The organism is Runella limosa DSM 17973 (assembly GCF_000482465.1).
In the GTDB taxonomy this organism is placed as follows: Bacteria; Bacteroidota; Bacteroidia; order Cytophagales; family Spirosomataceae; genus Runella; species Runella limosa.
Genome location: NZ_KI519429.1, coordinates 76,720 through 95,597 on the forward strand (window position 1 = coordinate 76,720; position 18,878 = coordinate 95,597).

Sequence of the window (18,878 nt, forward strand, 5' to 3'; positions counted from 1 at the left end):
TCTTCAATTTTGAAATTAATGATGACCGTGTGCTTCGTTTCCTTTTTGACAGCATTCAGGTAGTTTGTCGTGGGCAGTTTTGCTACACATTTGGCTGTCAGCATCGTAGCCCGTATCCGTAATTACCTTACGAAGCGCGGCCTCGTCCGTTTTTTTAGGGTTATACTTGATAGTCACCACTTTGTCATCCAGATTTAAAACCGCTTCGCTGACCCCTTTGCTCAAGGTCAAATTTTTCTCAATGCGTTCTTTGCACATGTCACACACGGCCGACGTCTTAATTTTTACTTCTTTTTCTTTGCCAGGCTTACTAGCTACTGTGCTGAATACTACTCCCAGTACGAGCACAAAAAGGAATGTTAGTTGTTTCATTGGTTTAAAGCCCCCAGCCCCGATGGGGAGTTTTTTAGTGATAAAACGTACAAGAGGGGTTGATATGTACGTTGGTGAACTATGAGTTGGTTTAGTCTTTTACTTTTATTCGTATGCCCGCATATACCATTCGTCCTACGATTGGGCCCCACACTTGCCCCGCATCAAAGTATTTGCCAAACGGGTCTTGAGCGTTGATAATGGGATTGGGTTGTTTAAAATTGAGCAAATTTTCTCCACCCAAATACACCTCAAACTTCCGAAATGCCCGAGATACTTGAGCGTTTACGTTGGTGTAAGCTTGCGAATAAAGAATCGGCATTGACTTCTTATCCAAGGTCGCTTCCAACGATTGCAACGGGTCATTGATGCGGGCTTTCCCGTTCCACTGCACCGTTAAGTCGGCTTTCCATTTATCATAAGGCAAAGTGTAACCGATGTTGAACAGTACCCTGTCGCGCGGTATCATCATACGGGCCATCAGGCGAACATCGTTGACGGGCTGCCCCATGGTTTGCCAAACATCAAACAAACGGTATGCCAATTTTATTTCGGTACGCTTTGATAATAAACCGTTTAGCTCCGCTTGAAAGCTATTCGAGAACGATTTACCCTTGAGGTTATAAAAATACAAATGCGCCGCCAAATCATCAGCGTGGTCGGTATCAACCACCAATTGGTTTTGAAAATCAGTTCGATAATAATCCAGAACCACATCCCAGTGTTTTTCAAACAAGTGGAAGGTTTGGGTCAAACTTGCACCATAATTCCACGAAATTTCAGGTCGTAGCTCGTCCACAAAACGCACCCACCGTTGGCTCACCAAATAGCCGTAGTTTTCAGCCAGCGCGTTCGGCGTACGCTGCCCCCTTCCTGCTGATACCCGAAGGGTCGTATGTTCAAACGGCTGCCAGCGAAGGTGCATACGCGGCGTGACAAACGCCCCAAAAAGGTTGTGCGCATCAGCCCGAATGCCTGCCACAAGCGTCAGTTTATCAAGGTAATTATAGGTATATTCAAAAAACGCCCCAGGTACCGACTCCGTCCGCATACGGTGAATGTCTTTGTAGGTTTCGTTGTAGTCGTCCAACAAATAACTCAAGCCCGTCGTAAATTTATGATTGGTGTTATCAATAATCGACTGGTATATCAGATTGGCATACAGGGTTTGTTGGCGAGCATTATAATTAGAAAATCCAAAGTACGAATCGCTCGTGTGGTTTAATCCGTTTACGATAAAACCCAATCCTTTATACGGCTTGTCTTGGTACATTTTAGCCGTTTTGGAGAAAAACTCCACGCGCCTAGTTGTATTGCCAAAACCGTACGCCTGCGACGTTCCGCGCATATTTTCACGAAACCCTACTTGACCTCCCAAACGGTTTTCATAAAGGGCTTTTACCCCAAACTGCGCCATCATTTTGTCACTTTTATACTGCCAACGATTAACGGCATTGAGCTGCGTGTAAAGGGGCATGTCCAGAAACCCGTCTCCGTTGTTATCCACCCGCGTTTGAAGCGTACTTGCGTGCGAAAGGATGCCCGTTGACCAACGCTCATTGAGTTTTTTATTGACGTTGAAATTCACCTCTCCACGGCCAAAATTGTTGACGTACGCATTAAAATACAGTTTCTCGCGAGCGTCGGGCTTCACCAACTCCACATTAATCGCCCCCGTCAAACTTTCATAGCCATTGACGACTGAGCCTGCACCTTTGCCAATGTCAATGCTTTGTATCCACGTTCCTGGGATGTAGTTTAGCCCGAAGGTCGTGCCCAAGCCACGGATATTCGGAATGTTTTCGACGTTGGTTTGCACGTATTGCCCTCCTAATCCCAAAAACTGAATTTGTTTGGCCCCCGTCACGCCGTCGCTCAAACTCACCGACACCGAAGCGTTGGTTTCAAAACTTTCCGATAAGTTACAACAAGCGGCTTTGGCAAGGGCTTTGGTCGTAATGATTTCGGTTTGAATGGGGTTCAAACGGTCGATTTGCGACGAAGTTCCTCGTACTACTACTTCCCCCAACTGCCCTTCGGGCTTCATTATGACGTCGAAATTACTTTCCGCCAATACCTTTATCGTATCAGTTTTGTAGCCAATGTAGCTGATGATTAAGCGGTTGGTTTTGGCAGAGCGGGCAATGTCAAATTTCCCTAAGCTGTCCGTGATTGTTCCTAAGGATGTTCCTCCCCAAAAAACGTTTACTCCTACTAAGGTCGATTTTTTCCCCGTTTCGTTGCGCTCGTAAATCGTCCCCGTGACGCGCTGAGCCTGCAATCTCCCCCCAAGCAAACAGCTTAGAAGGATTAGATATATGTTTAAATTACTTATTTTCATCTGTTTAATTTGCGTTAACATGGTATCCAACAGCATCCAATGGTTGACGGCCCTTCGAATCAGCGTTTTTGAATTGACTAGGCGTCATGCCCGTGATTTTCTTAAACTGATTCGATAAATGACCCACGCTACTGTAATGAAGTTCGTCGGCTATTTGGCTGAGAGTCAATTCATCATACGCCAATAACTCTTTCGCTCGCTCGATTTTCTGACGAATGATGTATTGTTCGATTGTAATCCCTTCATGAGCGGAAAAAAGCGTGCTAAGACCGTTGTAGTCGCGATGAAGCTGCGCGGCTAAATAGTCTGAAACGTTTACTTTCAAGCCTTCCGAAGACGAACGAACGAGTTCTAATACCAACGTTTTGATTTTTTCGATGACTCGCAAGCGCTTATCTTCAAGGAGTTCAAAACCGTACTCTTTGAGTGTAGTGGCTACTGCATCCACTTGCGCAGGGGCAAATGGTTCGGACACAGTCACTTCGCCCAGTGTTACTTGCTGAACTTGAAAGGTAGCTTGAGAAAAGAGCTGGTTTACTACCATTTTACAACGGTCACAAACCATGTTTTTGACGTAAAATACCATTGGATTTTGACTTAAAATTCCCCAAAAATGCGTTGACATGAACGACAGTCATGCCAAGGAAATTCTAAATCAAGAAGGATTGGACGAACGAAAGCATACTTCGCCCGTGAAACAAAGAAGTGAATGAATAAACAGAAGAAGAACCCGCCGAAGTGGGCAAGAAAAATTCAAATACAACTTTGAAGACCGCTACAAACGTCTCAACAGCCCAGTCAGCCGTTGCCTTTAACAACTTAGCGACCCATTGTGTCACCGACGACGCTACCTCTACATTTTCGTAGCGTTGTTGGTCTTCGCAGCAAGTTCTTTTTTTGATAATCGTTTGTCCAGCAGGAGTAGTGGACTCTTTTGTCGTAGCACAGCTGCCGCATTTTTGTTTGCTAAGGGCAGCTAAATGCAGCGATTTTCCTCTCAGAATACAATGATGTTCAACCACGCCAAAACCCGTGCTTGCCGTTAGAACGACAAGTGCCATAAAAAAGGCAAGAAAGCGGCGGAACATTAATTTCATATAAGCAGATAGCGCTGTAATTAAGGTCGAAACATTTCTTTGGGCTAAAAAGTTCGGACAAATGTTCAAAATAAAAAAGGTGACGAAAACGAATTCGCCACCTTTCTCAAAAAAGAGGTACACTTAGCACCGCTTTTCCCAATTATTTTACTTTTTCTACTACTGCCTTGAACGCCTCAGGGTGATTCATTGCAAGGTCAGCAAGTACTTTACGGTTTAGCTCAACACCAGCCGCGTGAACTTTACCCATCAATGCAGAATAAGACAATCCTTCTTGACGAGCCGCAGCGTTGATACGCTGAATCCACAAGGCACGGAAATTTCTTTTCTTTTGTTTACGACCTACATAAGCGTAGTTAAGACCGCGCTCAACGGCGTTTTTGGCTACTGTCCATACGTTTTTACGACGGCCGTAGTAACCTTTGGCTAATTTTAATACTTTTTTGCGACGAGCCCGCGACGCAACGTGGTTTACCGAACGTGGCATAGTTTTGTTAGTTTTTTGACGGTTGGTGGCTTATTTTAAGCACTTTGTAAACCAACAATCGGGTGAAACAATGAACCTGTGCTTGCGCACTAATTAGAACTTAAGCATCAAACGGATGCGATCCATATTTGTGTCATCAACAACAGTGAAGCCTACAAGGCCACGCTTACGTTTTGTTGATTTCTTAGTCAAAATATGGCTATGGAAAGCGTGCTTACGCTTAATTTTACCAGTGCCAGTCATTTTAAAACGCTTCTTGGCACCTGAATTGGTTTTAACTTTTGGCATGATACCAGACTTTTAAAGTAGTTAAAAAAAGTAAAAAATTTGGGGTGCAAAGGTACGAACCTTTGTCGAATATTACAATCCGAGCGGCAGAACTTTATCTTCGTTTTTAAAGATATACGATTTCTTCTGGCCTTGGTAGTTGAAGTTAACGAGATTCACTTGGTCGTCAAAAAAATCAAGCATGATGCTATTTTGCAATGAAAAACCCGCAATAGCCTCAGAACAAGGGATTTCTACATAGATCCACGTAGCGTCCGCCTCTTGTTCTTTTCCGATGTACGAATACGGCTTTTTTTGTTTGGCAGTAGTCACAATCGCAAAATGTTTCCGAATGTATTTTTCGACAAAGGGGTCATTCTTATCGTTGTTAACCACCGTGAATTTTTGACCGCCATTTTCTTTGGACAGCACACTTTCCAAATCATCCGTAAACACCCGAATACTCACCTCAAACGACTTTTCTTTGGCGTTATAGTCCATTCGGGTAATGCTGGTATGGAAATCGTGCTTTGAAAAACCAAAAGAGCTAAGGCACAAAAAGAGAATCACGCAAAGACGCAAAGGTGCAAAGAACGTTTCCGTCTTCGCACCTTTACGTGAGTTAGTTACTAAACTCATACTAACGGAAGAGTTTAAAAATATCGTTTCCAAAAGCGAAAACCATCAATCCAAGGAGAATTACCATTCCTACTTTTTGAGCAGCTTCTAAGAATCTATCTGATGGCTTGTGGCCTGTCACCATTTCATAAATCAACAAAACCGAGTGGCCACCATCAAGGGCTGGAATGGGCAAAATATTCATAAATGCCAATACCATCGACAGCAAGCCCGTGAGAAACCAAAAACGACCCCAATCCCAAATTCCACCGAACATTTGGGCAATACCAATCGGCCCGCTCAATGCCTTAGAGGCAGATACTTCACCACGGAAGATTTTGCCAAATCCACGAATGTTGTCGGTCACGACGCTGAATGCTTTTTGAGTTCCAATCGCAATTGACTCACCGAAAGAGTAGTCGATGTGGGTAGTTTTAAGTCCCAATTCTGGGGCAAAGCCAATTTTTCCTTCTTCGGGTACGTCCACGTTAAGCGTTACGATTTTTCCTTTACGGTCAATTTCCAACACTGCTTTTTTGCTTTTCAGATTGGACAGTGCGTCTCTGATTTCGTGGTAAAACTGGATAGGCTGGTTATTTACCTTTACAATTTTATCACCTGCTAATAGTCCTGATTTAGACGCAGGCATCCCAGGCGTCACTTCTCTAATCGAGAAAGGATAAATGGGGTCAATAAACTCACCCGCATTTTTCTTGTCCGAAATCTTCTCGATGAAATTATTCGGCACATAAATATCCACTTTTTCCCCATTACGCTCTACCGTGTAGTAGCTGTTCGACTCCAAAAACACTTTACGAACTTCGGCAAAATCATCAAATGGTTTTCCATTGATGGCCACGATTTTATCGCCCGTACGTAGCCCGATTTCTTGGCCTAACTTGTGCGCAACGATTCCGTATTTTACATCTTTGGTCGCGATGTAGTCATATCCTTCCGAATACGTAATGGCCACAAAAATGATAATTCCCGTAATGACATTCACAATGATTCCGCCCAGCATCACAATCAAACGCTGCCAAGCGGGTTTGGCGCGAAACTCCCACGGTTCGGGCTCTGCCGTCAGGTTTTTGGTGTCCAACGACTCGTCCACCATTCCTGAGATTTTAACAAAACCACCCAGTGGCACTGCACCAAAACCATATTCGGTTTCTCCGCGTTGGATAGACCATATTTTAGGCGGAAACCCAATGAAATACTTTTCAACTCGCATTCCGAACATCTTTGCGGTGATCAGATGCCCCCATTCGTGTAAACCTACTAAAATCGACAGTCCTAAAATCAACTGTCCTACCATTACTAAAATTTCCATTCTCTGAGTTTAAGTATGTGTGCAAGCACACGTTTAGTTAGTCATTAATCAATATTTTGAAAAACCGTTGTTAGGTCGATTTCTAATCCTTCTAAGACCTTTCCCCCGTCGATAACACCAAACGGTTGTTTTTCAGGATTGGTATTTTGAGGGCTAAAAATCATGTATGTTTTCTCATTGGGGTCAATCAACCAACCCAATTGGCAACCGTTGGCAACCCACTCCTTCATTTTATCAACATGCTCCGACCAAGTGTCTGATTCTGAAATGACTTCTACCACAAAATCAGGACAGATAGGGGCGAATTTTTTCCGTAAAGCCGAAGGAACTTGTTCCCATCGCTCGCGACGTATCCAAGCCACGTCAGGCGACTTGATGGATTTGTCAGGGAGGGTAAAACCTGTTGCAGGGCCAAAAGCGATTCCCATTTTATTCTGTTTGGCCCAGTAGCCAATTTCAATCGCGATGTCTAAATCGCGCGAGCCTCCAATGCTTCCAGTAGGTGACATAAAAATGATTCTTCCGTATTTGTCCCGCTCAAAGTGCATTCCATTGCGACGATTTGCCTCGCAAAAAGCGAAGAACTCATCGTCGTTCATGGTATCCATGGTGGGTATGTTCAGTACTTGGGACATAGTCGCTATTTTGACAGTAAACTTTCGGCTACACGGCGTGTTTCAGTGTCGGTTTCGATATAATCGTCGAGGGTTGGTTGTTGAATAAACGCTACGGTGTTCATACAAGTTTCGATAAGGTCTGACATTTGCAGAAAACCTACTTTATCTTGTAAAAACGCTGCTACTGCCACTTCATTGGCTGCATTCACAATGCAGGCCATGTTTCCACCACGTTCGAGGGCATCGAAAGCGAATCGCAAATTACGAAAAGTTTTTAAGTCGGGTTGCTCAAATGTGAGAGACGGATACTGAGCAAAGTTGAAGCGAGGAAAATCGGCCTTCAAGCGATGCGGGTAGGTGAGGGCAAACTGAATCGGAAGGCGCATATCAGGTAATCCCATTTGGGCTTTGATGCTTCCATCTTCAAACTGCACCATTGAATGGATAATGCTTTGGGGATGCACCACTACTTCGATTTGCGATGCTTCTAGTCCAAATAGCCATTTAGCTTCGATTACCTCTAATCCTTTGTTCATCAACGACGCCGAATCAATCGTAATCTTAGCCCCCATGCTCCAGTTGGGGTGTTTCAACGCTTGCGCTTTGGTGACGTGTAAAAGCTCATCGCGGGTTTTGCCTCGAAATGGCCCACCCGAAGCGGTCAGCAATATTTTTTCGATGGGGTTATGAAATTCTCCCACAATGCACTGAAAGATGGCCGAATGTTCGGAGTCAACGGGGTAGATATTTACCCCTTTTTCGCGCGCTAAAGCCGTCACCAATTCTCCCGCCACCACCAACGTTTCTTTATTGGCCAAGGCAATTTGTTTCCCTGCTTCAATCGCTTTTACAGTCGGAATCAGTCCCGAATACCCCACCATAGAGGTTAAAACGGTGTCGATAGAGTCCATTTGGACAACATCGGCAATGGCCTTCGCTCCTGCATAGACCTGAATCCCAAGCGGGTCGAGGGCGTCAAAGACTTTGTCGTATAGCAATTCATTGGCAATGACAACCACATTGGGACGAAACGTTGCGGCTTGCTCAATCAGCAGTTCAGCGTTGTTTTGAGCGGTAAGGATTTCGACCGTAAACGACTCTGGATGAGCCGCTACTACGTCGAGTGCTTGGGTTCCAATCGAGCCCGTTGAGCCAAGAATGGCTATGTGTTTTTGGGGAAACTTCATGTAATGGACAACTATTCACGGGCAAAATTACACATTCTTTTGGCTTTTAGGGTAAGAGACAAACATCGATTTTATTTACTGCCTATCTCGTATGAGTAGAATCAAGAGCGCAAATTGTTTATCCTAGAAATACCAGTGATTCAACCTGTTATCCTACCACGTCCTTTACCTACATGAAACGCAGAAACTTTCTTCACCAGAGCGCCATGATGGCCTTGAGCACTCCGCTTATTTCTAACGCCGCAGAATTTGGGCACTTTGACCCCCAAATTGCGGATTTGTCATCGCACAAAATTGCGGAAATTGCCTATACGCAAGTCCAGCTAAAATGGCCTCGTTTTGTGGGTAAAAACGCCCGACGAGATATTCACGGATATGGCCCCAAAGTAAATGTCTGTGTACTTACCACCGACCAAGGAGCCAAAGGTTGGGGAATGCACGGTCGTCGAAGCGATGAAACCATTGCGTATTTGAAAGGGAAACGTGTTTCGGAAGTTTTTGAACCAAAGTTGGGCGTTACCGACCCTCAAGCCTTACCTTTTGATGTGCCACTGCACGATTTGGCAGGGGTCATCCTCAACAAACCTGTCTATGAATTGATGGGGCGGAAAAAGCCGATTACAACCAAGTGCTACAGCGGCATGATTTATTTTGATGAGCTCGAACCCAAAGAAGGCCCTGTGACTACGTTGCCCAACGGACTCGACAACATCATTGCCAATTGCAATGCAGATTATAAATTGGGCTATCGGCAGTTCAAACTAAAAATTGGGCGCGGCAATATTTGGATGCCCAAACAAGAAGGGCTTCAACGCGACATCGAGGTGACGAAGCTTGTTCATAAAACATTTCCCGATTGCGATATTCTGGTCGATGCCAACGATGGGTACACGGCCGACATGGCCATCGCATATCTAAAAGGCATTGATGGGATTCCGCTGTTTTGGTTTGAAGAACCCTTTGCCGAAACCGTGGCAGATTACCGAAAGTTAAAAGACTGGTTGAAAGCCAACAACGTTAAAACACTGTTGGCCGATGGCGAAGCCAATCCAAATCAACAACTTCTGCGCGAACTTGAAGAACAAAAACTGATTGATGTTCACATCACCGACATCATGGGCTACGGCTTTACGCCTTGGCGCAAAATCATGCCTGAGCTTCAAAAAATGGGCATTTTGGCTTCTCCTCACGCGTTTGGTGAGCAGTTAAAATCATTCTATACGGCTCATTTGACAGGGGCATTGGGGAATACCGTCACCATCGAAGGAGTACCATGTACTTGTGAGGACGTTGATTTTAGCCTTTATAAAATTGTTAACAGCGAGTTTATTCCACCCAAAGCTCCTGGTTTTGGAATGAAATTGCTGAAGATGGTCTAAAGCAACTTTACCATTTATACAGATTTAACAATTCGGATAAAAAATATTTTCACAAAAACAGACAAGTCTGTATGATTTATAAAAAATAGTGTTACTTTTGTTGTGTTAATGAACGATAACAATGGACACCAAGAAAAATATTGAGAATACAGCCGCACGATTATTTTACGAACAAGGCTACAATTCGACGGGAATCAACCAAATTATTGCCGAAGCAGGTGTTGCCAAAGCCAGTTTGTACGCTCATTTCCCCTCGAAAATCGACATTCTAAAGAAATACTTGCAAAATACTTCCGAAAGCTCAATCGAGGTTTTTCGTAGTATAGTTGAGCAAAAACAGACGCCAAGAGACAAAGTGTTGGGTGTTTTTGATTCTTTGCTCACCTTTTCCAATGAAACGAGCTTCAACGGTTGCCAATTTTTAAACATTGCCGCTGAGATTCCCCAATCCAACGAAGATGTACTTGCATTGATTCAAGGTCATAAAAATAAAATTCGTCAGTTATTCGTCGAAATGCTTGAACCAATCAATAAAGAAAATTTGGCGGATGAATTATACATTCTTTTTGAAGGAGCTTTGGCAAGTAGCAAGGTCTTCAAAGACAAATGGACGCTTGAAACAACCCGTAGAATCGTCGAGCAATTAATTTGATTTTTTTTGACCGTCAATAGACAGACTGGTCTGTACTTAAAAACATAACCTTTTAAAAACGAAAACAATGGAAACGAAAGAAACAACCTTCAAAAAATTGGGCTTGGCAACTTTATTAGCTACTCAGCCCAAACAAGTGCTGCTTAATGAAGACGGCGAAGTAGTGATTCAGGACGAGTGTGGTGATACACTATGGGATCGGGTTTTGGCCCAATACGAAACCGAACAAACCGATAAATAATAGAAATCATGGCAAAGAATTTCGCAGAAATTGGTTTTAGCTCGGCGGCCAAAAAACTACAAGAAAAAGTGGGTAGCCGTGCCACTTATGCTCGTATGGAAGCCCAAACGACTTACGACGGCATGAGCAAATTTGAGCAAAGTTTCATTGCCCAACGTGATAGTTTCTACATGGCTACTTCTGGCGAAAATGGGTTTCCCTATATCCAACACCGAGGAGGGCCAAAAGGCTTTTTAAAAGTATTGGATGCCAATCGGCTAGGCTTTATTGACTTCAAAGGCAATATGCAATACATTACGGTGGGCAATCTGGCTACCAATAATAAAGTATCACTATTTCTGGTCGATTATCCTAACAAAAGACGCTTGAAAATCTATGCAACCGCCGAGGTAGTGGAGTTGAAAGACAACCCCGACTTACACCATTTGCTTGATTTGGAAGGGTATAAATTTCGTCCCGAGCGTATGATGGTTTTCCAGGTGGAAGCTTACGATTGGAATTGTCCACAGCATATTACTCCACGATTTACGGTTGAGGAAATAGAAGAAGTGTTAAAACCTCAATACGAACACATTAAAAATTTAGAAGCCGAAATTGCCGAGCTAAAAGAGAAGTTGGGTCAACATATTAAAAATTAATTGGGGACAACCCAATGCCCCCAATTAATAGTTTTTTACTCCACCGTCACCGATTTAGCCAAGTTACGGGGTTGGTCCACGTTGCGGCCGCGCATGACCGCGATGTAATACGACAGTAATTGCAACGGAATCGACGACAAAAGCGGCATCAAGATTTCGTGCGTTTTGGGGATTTCAATCACAAAATCCACCATGCTATGAATCAATGAATCTCCTTCGGTCACAATCGCAATGACACGACCTTTCCGCGCTTTTACTTCTTGAATGTTCGACACCACTTTTTCGTACGAGCTGTCTTTGGTAGCGATAAACACCACAGGCATGTCTTCGTCGATGAGCGCAATCGGGCCGTGTTTCATTTCGGCCGCTGGGTAGCCCTCCGCGTGGATGTACGAGATTTCTTTGAGTTTCAACGCTCCTTCTAGCGCCACAGGAAAGTTTAGGCCGCGTCCTAAATAAATAAAATTGCGGGCGTAGGTAAAGATAAAAGCTATCTCCTTGATTTTGTCGGCGGCCTTCAACACTTGCTCTACCTTACGCGGAATGTTTTCCAGTTCAATCAACAACTGACGATACAGCCCCTCCGAAATTGTGCCTCTTTTTTTGGCCACCGCAATCGCCATTTGCGTAAGTACTGTTACTTGGGCCGTAAATGCTTTGGTACTTGCTACCCCAATTTCAGGACCTGCGTGGGTATAAGCTCCTGCGTGGGTTTCGCGCGCAATCGACGAACCAACGACGTTGCACACCCCAAAAATAGTGGCTCCTTTGGATTTGGCCAACTGAATCGCCGCCAAGGTATCGGCCGTTTCGCCCGACTGCGAAATCGCAATTACAAAGTCTTTCTCACGAATAATCGGGTTTCGGTACCGAAACTCCGACGCATATTCTACTTCTACGGGAATGCGGGCAAGCTCTTCAAAAACATATTCGGCCACCAGTCCCGCGTGCCACGATGTACCACAGCCTACGATGATGATTCGCTTGGCGTCGGCCAATTTTCCCATGTACTCGCTCAAACCGCCCAGTTGTAAGCTACCTTCTTCGCTGTTTACGCGTCCGCGCATACTGTCCGCAATCGAACGCGGTTGCTCGAAAATTTCTTTCAACATAAAATGGTCATAGCCGCCCTTTTCAATGGCTTCTAGTTCCATCTCAAGTTTCTGGACGTAAGGCAGTTGTCGTTCGTTTTCGAGATTGACAATTTTTAGCTCATTATTACGCACCAACGCAATTTGGTTATCGTCCAAATACACGACATCTTTGGTATATTCAATGATTGGCGTCGCGTCAGAGGCAAAGAAAAACTCATCCTCTCCTACCCCAATCACCAAAGGACTACTTTTACGAGCAGCAATCAGTTGACTGGGCTCGTCTTCCGTCATCACCACAATGGCATAAGCTCCTACCACTTCTTGCAAGGCCAAGCGTACGGCCTCTAGGAGCGTGCAATTCACTTCCGACTGAATATCTTCTATAAAATGAATTAGCACCTCCGAATCGGTTTCGGAGCGAAACTCGTGCCCTTTTTGCAGCAATTTTTGTTTAATGGTGGCGTAGTTTTCAATGATTCCGTTGTGGATAATCGCCAATTTTTTGTGGTTCGAATAATGCGGGTGCGCGTTTCGGTCGTTGGGTTCGCCGTGCGTGGCCCAGCGTGTATGCCCAATGCCAATGCAAGCCGCCGTATCTTTTGATTTTAACTCCTCTTCCAGCGCAACGACCTTGCCTTTCTTTTTATAAATATTCAAACCGTCTTTGTTCAAAAGCGCGATTCCTGCACTGTCGTACCCACGGTATTCCAGTCGTTTTAAGCCTTTAATAATGATGGGACAGGCTTCTTGATGTCCGACGTATGCTACGATTCCACACATACAGATTGATGTTTAAGGTGAGTTGAACTTTGGGAAAGTTTTTAAAAAAAATTATCAAACGTTTTATCGCTAAAAACTTTTTTAAAAAACTTGGTTTTATCCTATCAAAGTTAACAAAAAACCTTAAAAGTCAAGAAATATTACAAAAACAAAACGCGCAAAGGAGAATTTCCCTCGCGCGTTTTGCGTATGCTGTATTTCGCTTTATTCTTACTGAGCCGTTGTATAAAACAACATCAATTTGATATTTTCTTTATTCGGCGTAATCGTCAAGCGATCCAGTTTATTGTTCATAAACGGATAGTAACTACTCAAGGGTTGTCCGCTGGTTGAGTACGACTGTACCTCTGGTGCTCCACTTATTGGCATCAATAATAAACCTGGATTTTTCTTAAAGCCCACGGCCAATGCTTGCAAATAGGTCGTCAAGATAAAGTTATAATTGCGCGTTTTGGTCGAATAATATACCACTTGTGGCAAAATATAGCTTTGGAAAGTAGTGGCATCATTAGGCACCAAAAGCTCCGTATCACCTTTTGTTCTCAGCAAGCGGTTAGAAGCATCCGTTTCAGCCAATGCCAATCCAATTGGCAAAGTATAAATGGAGTTCGTTCCCTCAGGCCAAGTGGGGGTAATCAATAGCTCGGCGCGGTTAATGGCAATTCCTTTTTGTTTGAACAATTCTTGCAAGTAAGGAATCTCAAGTTTTGTTACAATCCCAAGGGCATCTTGAATGTAGTTCAATCCACCTGTTTCGCTGGCAGCGAGAGGTTTTAGCGGTTGAATTTTGCTCAATGCAGTACCTTGGCGGTCAGCCTCTACGTGATTAAAACGCTTGTTGATAAAAAACGTTTTTACCAACGCGATGGTATCAGCAGTATTGTGATAAAATAAGTTCAGCGTGATTCCAGTCGATTGGGGAGAAATTCCAATCACAGAAGCATTAGTAGCGGCAGGAACAAACGTCAAACCCTTGATTGTCTGGGTAAACTTGGCGATGGTACTAGCCTCTGGCTTACCGTTCAAAGCAAAGATTTCTTGTCCAAACGCATCTGGGAGCCTCATTGTCACCAACGACGACGTTCTTGGGGTTGGGTAAAACGTATGACTTACCAGCGGTGTTGACGAATACGGCATTGTACTGTTGTTGTAGTACATCTTACCCGTCAGGAGCGTGTCTGTCAAACGGTGCACTGCCATCTGAAACGGCTTGAGCGTATCCCCGTAATAATGATTGTAAGACAAGCTAATAGACACCGAGTCAAAAGCATACACGTTGGTATTGGTTGTTCCATCTGCGTTCAAGTTCAAATTAAGTGTACTTGTAAACTCCACAAATGACTGCGCTTTTACCTTTCCAAAAATGGGGTCATTGTAAACACCCACCAATATTCGTTGGGCATTTGAGGTGCGCACCGAGTCCAACAGCACAGTACTTGTACGTACTGTCAGGGTATCGACAAACTTAACATCGGCAATTACTTCGGGCGGAAGTCCAATTTCTTTAGGAGCTTCGCACGACATCAAGGCCAAAACCAATAAGGTGAGGGTGCTTAGGCTAAGTTTAGCCAGCCAATTCGTTGTAAAGGTTGTAATACGTCTCGGTAAAGTTTTCGTCTTCTTCGACCAGTTCCAACTTGCGTTCGGGCAATTCATCAAAAATTTGGTTTAAACTTTCACTAAAATCATCGTCAGCTTTTACTACGGCATCTGCATACGCACATCCAATTTTGACAAATCCCTCAAAATCAGCTGAACGTAGATGCGCCAGTGCCTCGTCGCTAACGTCCATGGCTTTGGCTTTTTCTAAAATGGCGTCTTCAAACTTATAGTTGAAGGCATTGTTATACACCGTAAAAACGCACTTGGTATCCTTAAACATCGGATCATTTTTATAGGTCGTCTTTAGGTACAATGGGATGAGAGAAGTCATCCAATCGTTACAGTGTACAACGTCAGGCGCCCAGCCTAACTTTTTGACGGTTTCGAGTACGCCTTTACAGAAAAAGATAGCACGCTCATCGTTGTCGTCAAAAAAATTGTTGTCTTTATCTAAGAAAACGGACTTACGATGAAAATAGTCTTCGTTGTCGATAAAATAAACTTGTAGTTTAGCGCTCGGTATCGATGCGACCTTGATTACTAGAGGTTTCTCATCGTCACCGACCGAAATATTAATACCAGAAAGGCGAACTACTTCGTGAAGACGGTTTTTACGTTCGTTGATAAGTCCAAAGCGGGGCACTAAAATGCGAATTTCCATGCCGCGCTCCTGCATTGCTTGGGGCAGTTTTCGTACGTATTCTGCTACCTCGGTAATTTGGAGAAAAGGATTTATCTCACTGGCTACATACAAAATCCGTAGTTTACTCATAGGCTTTGGTGAAGCTTGATTGGATTGGTTTTGAAGAAAAATTTTGCAAAATTATACAAAATTTTCGCGAATTTCAACCACCATGGGCGATATTTATTTCACTCCGTATGCCTCACAAGTCACTTTGTCCATCGGTTTTGAGTATGTTTTGTCAATCATATACTTTTGGGATAAATTATACGTTCAACTACCCAAATCGCTAATACACTCTCATCCAATGAGTTCAAACAAAATCGCCTACTTTTTGCGCACCGCAGTAGTCATTTTTGGGCTAGGGACGGTAGAGTTTAGTTGTTCAACCTCCCCTCAAGACACCATGTCCTCACGTTTCCATACTTTTGGTACAGACTTAGCTTTTTTAAAGAAACACCAGCCACCCCTCGTTATTTCTTCGCCTGACGATGACTCGGCGCAGGTTGCCGTTGTGGCAGCGCTACAAGGTCGGGTGATGACATCCACTGCGGGTGGCTCTACGGGCAACAGCTACGGCTGGATCAATTATAAACTACTCGAATCGGGCAAATTTACGCCCCACATGAGTGCTTTTGGCGGCGAAGAACGCTTTTGGCTGGGGCCTGAAGGCGGGCAATTCTCCGTTTATTTTGAAAAAGACAAAGATTTTGTTTTCGATAACTGGCAAGTTCCTGCCTTGATAGATTCTGAGCCGTTCGATGTGGTTTCATCCGAAAAAGCCAAAGCCTCGTTCCGCAAAAAAGCCAAACTTACCAACTACTCAGGAACAACCTTTGACATTGAGATTCTGCGCAGTGTAGAAGTAATGAGCAAACTTTCGGTCGAAACCATCTTACAACTTCCCCTCAAAGACGTCAAGGTGGTCGCGTACGAGACCATGAATCAGGTGATTAACCAAGGTGCTGATTGGAAAAAAGAAACAGGGCTACTTTCCATTTGGATTTTGGGGATGTTTAATCCCACGCCCAAGACCACGGTCATTGTTCCTTTCAAAAACACGCCTAATGCCAAGAGCTTAATCAACGATAGCTATTTTGGCAAAGTACCTGCCGAACGACTCATCATCAAGGACAATGTTTTGTATTTTGCTGCTGATGGCAAACACCGCAGCAAAATCGGCCTCCCTCCGAGCATTGCAGAGCCCGTCATGGGCAGTTATGATTCCGAAAAAGGCGTGCTCACCATCGTTACTTACGACCTTGACCCCAGCGGCGATTACGTAAATTCACTCTGGGAACTTCAAAAAGAACCCTACAAAGGCGACGCAGCCAATTCGTACAACGATGGTCCCGTAGCCGATGGTACCCAAATGGGTCCTTTCTATGAATTGGAATCGTCGTCGCCCGCTCGTGAGCTCAAAAAAGGCCAAATTCTCGGTCACCGCAGTCGTACCTTCCATTTTGAGGGATTAGAATCACAACTCGCCCCCATCGCCAAACGCTTTTTGGGCGTGTCGTTGAAAGAAGTAGCAGCATTGGAGAAGTAAAGCAAAGGGTAAAAATAACGTTTATTGTGCTATGTTGGTTACGGTGAAAGAAAGTATTTGGAATCAATTTGGGGCGAGTATTGACATGCTCGAAAATGCCATTCGTTGTTGCCCCGATGAAGTGTGGGATACTGAGCGCAAGTTTTGGTACCACGCTTTTCATACGCTCTTTTTTCTTGATTATTACTTGACCACTTCACCCAAAACTTTTGCGCCGCCACCGCCTTTTACCTTCTCCGAATTTGAAGATACCTTACCCGAAAGGGTTTATACTCCCGACGAATTACTTGAGTACCTACGCTATTGTAGGGAAAAGGGACAAGCGTTTATCAGCCAATTAACATCTGAAACTGCCGAAGCACGTTGGGTCAATCAGTCAGAAACCATGAATTATTCGATGGTAGAAATACTGCTGTATAACATGAGGCACGTCCAACACCATGCGGCACAACTTAACCAACTCCTGCGTCAAGAGATTGACCAAGCCCCTGATTGGGTATTTCAAGCTACTCAGAAATGGTGAAACCAACGTATCCATGCTTTCCATTCTATATAAGCCAACGTCCCGACAATAGTAGCATCAAAAAGTAGGTATATTACTCCCAATGCAGTTGCTTTTTCCCAAAAATATACTGCTAACCCAAAGCAAAATATCGCATACACGCTATTACCAACTACCAATAATGCAACCCATTGTTGAGAATGCGCTTTTCGGATGACCAGATGAAATGAATAGCAAGCAAATAATAAGGCTATCAAGGCCATCGCAGTCAGCAAATTAAGGGGGAGTAACAAATACGGCTGCGCAAAATTTTTGAAAAGCACCACCCCTAAACAGGCTGTTGTAGCGGCCCAAGCATCTAACCAAAGTAGTTTTTTGAGCTGTTGAAATGAGTTCATCGTTGTTGTGATTATTCATGGCTTGTGTCTCCAAAAATAGTACATGTATTTCACATTCTAGGTATCCACAATCCCATTGTAGCGGCTACAATCCCCACCAACATTAACCCCGTCAGCAAAAAAAGCAATGAAGCGGTAGCCCGTTGAAGTAAGGGATTTGATGGATTTTTCTGGGCATAGAGATACAGTTCAAATACCATCAAAGCCACAGGAAGGGCATAAATGGCAATGGCTAGAAACCACAAAAATGGCCCGTCAAATGTTTTTGGGTCAAACCCTGCGGGGCCGCCGTTGAGCATCAACCAAGCCATCAAGCTCACCCGAAAAAACCATACGCCATTCGACACCAAGTAGAGCCGAATAGCCCACTGACGATGTTTCACAAAGTCGCGTTGACGGGCATAATGGTATGCAAGAAGTGCAAAAACAACCATATAAACGGCCTGAATCGAAATGGCAATGTGCTGCAAAAGCCCTCCCACCGCCCCACGCGTCCATACCATAATGAGTCCATCAAGTGCTATCAGAATGGCCGTTAGGATATACGTTCTCCCCAGCCAACGGTGAGCGGTTTTGAAGCGATTTCTTAGCCGAGGAATCAGCTGTAGCGGTCCGCCTACCACCATTATAAGCGCAAAAAATACGTGGGCAACCACAATTAAGTTTCCCGTCAAATCGTCCTTTACATAGCCGTGAGGTAATACTTTATTCCACTTCTCCCATTCGCCTGACAAGGTCGATTTGCCATAAAACAGCGCAATGTATAGCCCAAAAATCCACTGGCCCAAGGTGGCGACGATAAACCAACTTTTGACGCTTAGGTCGAGGTAGTTTTTCCCAACCCTTGGGCTAGTTGGAAGCTGTGTTGCAGGTAGTTCTTTTGTTTTCATGTTGATAAAAGGCGTGTTTTTTTTACAAAGTTGGTGGCCGTTTGGCGTACGACAAGCCATTTTATGATGACCGATTTTACCTTCCAACTCGTTTTGTTGACGTTAATCGGTCGTTGGTTGACGTTCGTGGAAATAGTGTTGACTCTCGCCGCTTT

General features: G+C 44.1%; 21 protein-coding genes. 6 read left to right on the forward strand and 15 right to left on the reverse strand.

Annotated features, from left to right (window positions below; all coding sequences use genetic code 11):
* Positions 1 to 15: 15 nt before the first annotated feature.
* From K339_RS0129015 to K339_RS0129060, 10 genes are all read right to left on the reverse strand, one after another.
* Positions 16 to 372, reverse strand: a complete 357-nt coding sequence (locus K339_RS0129015; protein ID WP_028526732.1) for a heavy-metal-associated domain-containing protein — start codon at positions 370 to 372, stop codon at positions 16 to 18.
* 91 nt (positions 373 to 463) lie between these two features.
* A complete protein-coding gene (locus K339_RS0129020) occupies positions 464 to 2,713 on the reverse strand; it encodes a TonB-dependent receptor (protein ID WP_037302240.1) in 2,250 nt (749 codons plus the stop codon).
* A 4-nt stretch (positions 2,714 to 2,717) separates the two neighbouring features.
* Positions 2,718 to 3,338: a helix-turn-helix domain-containing protein gene (locus K339_RS0129025; protein ID WP_229598845.1), complete on the reverse strand. Its 621-nt coding sequence runs from the start codon at positions 3,336 to 3,338 to the stop codon at positions 2,718 to 2,720.
* Positions 3,339 to 3,363: 25 nt separating this feature from the next.
* Positions 3,364 to 3,810, reverse strand: a complete 447-nt coding sequence (locus tag K339_RS36340; RefSeq protein ID WP_169731913.1) for an HYC_CC_PP family protein — start codon at positions 3,808 to 3,810, stop codon at positions 3,364 to 3,366.
* Between the two features lie 142 nt (positions 3,811 to 3,952).
* A complete protein-coding gene (rplT, locus tag K339_RS0129035; protein WP_028526735.1) occupies positions 3,953 to 4,297 on the reverse strand; it encodes a 50S ribosomal protein L20 in 345 nt (114 codons plus the stop codon).
* Positions 4,298 to 4,390: 93 nt separating this feature from the next.
* Positions 4,391 to 4,585 carry a 50S ribosomal protein L35 gene (gene rpmI, locus K339_RS0129040; protein WP_028526736.1) on the reverse strand — a complete coding sequence of 65 codons (195 nt, stop codon included), beginning with the start codon at positions 4,583 to 4,585 and terminating at the stop codon, positions 4,391 to 4,393.
* Between the two features lie 72 nt (positions 4,586 to 4,657).
* Positions 4,658 to 5,203 (reverse strand): DUF6702 family protein, encoded by a 546-nt coding sequence (locus K339_RS0129045; protein ID WP_051398332.1) that lies wholly within the window; start codon positions 5,201 to 5,203, stop codon positions 4,658 to 4,660.
* Between the two features lies 1 nt (position 5,204).
* Positions 5,205 to 6,512 (reverse strand): RIP metalloprotease RseP, encoded by a 1,308-nt coding sequence (gene rseP / locus K339_RS0129050; RefSeq protein ID WP_028526738.1) that lies wholly within the window; start codon positions 6,510 to 6,512, stop codon positions 5,205 to 5,207.
* A gap of 44 nt (positions 6,513 to 6,556) precedes the next feature.
* Positions 6,557 to 7,147, reverse strand: a complete 591-nt coding sequence (locus K339_RS0129055; RefSeq protein ID WP_037302197.1) for a Uma2 family endonuclease — start codon at positions 7,145 to 7,147, stop codon at positions 6,557 to 6,559.
* Between the two features lie 5 nt (positions 7,148 to 7,152).
* Entirely contained in the window at positions 7,153 to 8,316 is a 1,164-nt protein-coding gene (locus K339_RS0129060; protein WP_028526740.1) for a 1-deoxy-D-xylulose-5-phosphate reductoisomerase, read from the reverse strand.
* A 173-nt stretch (positions 8,317 to 8,489) separates the two neighbouring features.
* On the opposite strand from K339_RS0129060, the gene K339_RS0129065 reads away from it, so the two are divergent.
* From K339_RS0129065 to K339_RS0129080, 4 genes are all read left to right on the forward strand, one after another.
* A complete protein-coding gene (locus K339_RS0129065; RefSeq protein ID WP_028526741.1) occupies positions 8,490 to 9,695 on the forward strand; it encodes an enolase C-terminal domain-like protein in 1,206 nt (401 codons plus the stop codon).
* A 121-nt stretch (positions 9,696 to 9,816) separates the two neighbouring features.
* Positions 9,817 to 10,347 (forward strand): TetR/AcrR family transcriptional regulator, encoded by a 531-nt coding sequence (locus K339_RS0129070; protein ID WP_037302198.1) that lies wholly within the window; start codon positions 9,817 to 9,819, stop codon positions 10,345 to 10,347.
* Between the two features lie 67 nt (positions 10,348 to 10,414).
* The gene (locus K339_RS37345; protein WP_157607781.1) at positions 10,415 to 10,588 is read left to right on the forward strand and encodes a hypothetical protein; all 174 of its coding nucleotides are present in this window, start codon (positions 10,415 to 10,417) and stop codon (positions 10,586 to 10,588) included.
* Between the two features lie 8 nt (positions 10,589 to 10,596).
* Positions 10,597 to 11,226 carry a pyridoxamine 5'-phosphate oxidase family protein gene (locus K339_RS0129080; RefSeq protein WP_028526743.1) on the forward strand — a complete coding sequence of 210 codons (630 nt, stop codon included), beginning with the start codon at positions 10,597 to 10,599 and terminating at the stop codon, positions 11,224 to 11,226.
* A 35-nt stretch (positions 11,227 to 11,261) separates the two neighbouring features.
* On the opposite strand, the gene glmS is transcribed toward K339_RS0129080, so the two are convergent.
* The 3 genes from glmS to K339_RS0129095 all read right to left on the reverse strand — a co-directional run bounded on the left by glmS (position 11,262) and on the right by K339_RS0129095 (position 15,474).
* Entirely contained in the window at positions 11,262 to 13,100 is a 1,839-nt protein-coding gene (gene glmS / locus K339_RS0129085; RefSeq protein WP_028526744.1) for a glutamine--fructose-6-phosphate transaminase (isomerizing), read from the reverse strand.
* Between the two features lie 210 nt (positions 13,101 to 13,310).
* Positions 13,311 to 14,756: a DUF4270 family protein gene (locus tag K339_RS0129090; RefSeq protein ID WP_084332352.1), complete on the reverse strand. Its 1,446-nt coding sequence runs from the start codon at positions 14,754 to 14,756 to the stop codon at positions 13,311 to 13,313.
* The gene (locus K339_RS0129095) at positions 14,665 to 15,474 is read right to left on the reverse strand and encodes a glycogen/starch synthase (RefSeq protein WP_028526746.1); all 810 of its coding nucleotides are present in this window, start codon (positions 15,472 to 15,474) and stop codon (positions 14,665 to 14,667) included. The genes K339_RS0129090 and K339_RS0129095 overlap by 92 nt, the downstream gene beginning before the upstream one ends.
* 217 nt (positions 15,475 to 15,691) lie before the next feature.
* On the opposite strand from K339_RS0129095, the gene K339_RS35220 reads away from it, so the two are divergent.
* Positions 15,692 to 16,933 (forward strand): DUF6786 family protein, encoded by a 1,242-nt coding sequence (locus K339_RS35220; protein WP_211243858.1) that lies wholly within the window; start codon positions 15,692 to 15,694, stop codon positions 16,931 to 16,933.
* 31 nt (positions 16,934 to 16,964) lie between these two features.
* Complete coding sequence (locus K339_RS0129105; protein WP_028526747.1) at positions 16,965 to 17,456, forward strand: DinB family protein; 492 nt, start codon at positions 16,965 to 16,967, stop codon at positions 17,454 to 17,456.
* Here K339_RS0129105 and K339_RS0129110 read toward each other — a convergent pair.
* Positions 17,444 to 17,833 (reverse strand): hypothetical protein, encoded by a 390-nt coding sequence (locus tag K339_RS0129110; RefSeq protein ID WP_028526748.1) that lies wholly within the window; start codon positions 17,831 to 17,833, stop codon positions 17,444 to 17,446. The two genes, K339_RS0129105 and K339_RS0129110, sit on opposite strands and share 13 nt — an antisense overlap.
* A gap of 50 nt (positions 17,834 to 17,883) precedes the next feature.
* A complete protein-coding gene (locus K339_RS35225; RefSeq protein ID WP_037302248.1) occupies positions 17,884 to 18,723 on the reverse strand; it encodes a DUF2306 domain-containing protein in 840 nt (279 codons plus the stop codon).
* Between the last annotated feature and the right edge of the window lie 155 nt (positions 18,724 to 18,878).

Coding starts and splice junctions, on each gene's coding strand:
- K339_RS0129015 (WP_028526732.1), bottom strand. CDS start 372: ATGAAACAACTAACATTCCTTTTTGTGCTCGTACTGGGAGTAGTATTC.
- K339_RS0129020 (WP_037302240.1), bottom strand. CDS start 2,713: ATGAAAATAAGTAATTTAAACATATATCTAATCCTTCTAAGCTGTTTG.
- K339_RS0129025 (WP_229598845.1), bottom strand. CDS start 3,338: ATGTCAACGCATTTTTGGGGAATTTTAAGTCAAAATCCAATGGTATTT.
- K339_RS36340 (WP_169731913.1), bottom strand. CDS start 3,810: ATGAAATTAATGTTCCGCCGCTTTCTTGCCTTTTTTATGGCACTTGTC.
- rplT (WP_028526735.1), bottom strand. CDS start 4,297: ATGCCACGTTCGGTAAACCACGTTGCGTCGCGGGCTCGTCGCAAAAAA.
- rpmI (WP_028526736.1), bottom strand. CDS start 4,585: ATGCCAAAAGTTAAAACCAATTCAGGTGCCAAGAAGCGTTTTAAAATG.
- K339_RS0129045 (WP_051398332.1), bottom strand. CDS start 5,203: ATGAGTTTAGTAACTAACTCACGTAAAGGTGCGAAGACGGAAACGTTC.
- rseP (WP_028526738.1), bottom strand. CDS start 6,512: ATGGAAATTTTAGTAATGGTAGGACAGTTGATTTTAGGACTGTCGATT.
- K339_RS0129055 (WP_037302197.1), bottom strand. CDS start 7,147: ATGTCCCAAGTACTGAACATACCCACCATGGATACCATGAACGACGAT.
- K339_RS0129060 (WP_028526740.1), bottom strand. CDS start 8,316: ATGAAGTTTCCCCAAAAACACATAGCCATTCTTGGCTCAACGGGCTCG.
- K339_RS0129065 (WP_028526741.1), top strand. CDS start 8,490: ATGAAACGCAGAAACTTTCTTCACCAGAGCGCCATGATGGCCTTGAGC.
- K339_RS0129070 (WP_037302198.1), top strand. CDS start 9,817: ATGGACACCAAGAAAAATATTGAGAATACAGCCGCACGATTATTTTAC.
- K339_RS37345 (WP_157607781.1), top strand. CDS start 10,415: ATGGAAACGAAAGAAACAACCTTCAAAAAATTGGGCTTGGCAACTTTA.
- K339_RS0129080 (WP_028526743.1), top strand. CDS start 10,597: ATGGCAAAGAATTTCGCAGAAATTGGTTTTAGCTCGGCGGCCAAAAAA.
- glmS (WP_028526744.1), bottom strand. CDS start 13,100: ATGTGTGGAATCGTAGCATACGTCGGACATCAAGAAGCCTGTCCCATC.
- K339_RS0129090 (WP_084332352.1), bottom strand. CDS start 14,756: ATGAATTGCCCGAACGCAAGTTGGAACTGGTCGAAGAAGACGAAAACT.
- K339_RS0129095 (WP_028526746.1), bottom strand. CDS start 15,474: ATGAGTAAACTACGGATTTTGTATGTAGCCAGTGAGATAAATCCTTTT.
- K339_RS35220 (WP_211243858.1), top strand. CDS start 15,692: ATGAGTTCAAACAAAATCGCCTACTTTTTGCGCACCGCAGTAGTCATT.
- K339_RS0129105 (WP_028526747.1), top strand. CDS start 16,965: ATGTTGGTTACGGTGAAAGAAAGTATTTGGAATCAATTTGGGGCGAGT.
- K339_RS0129110 (WP_028526748.1), bottom strand. CDS start 17,833: ATGAACTCATTTCAACAGCTCAAAAAACTACTTTGGTTAGATGCTTGG.
- K339_RS35225 (WP_037302248.1), bottom strand. CDS start 18,723: ATGAAAACAAAAGAACTACCTGCAACACAGCTTCCAACTAGCCCAAGG.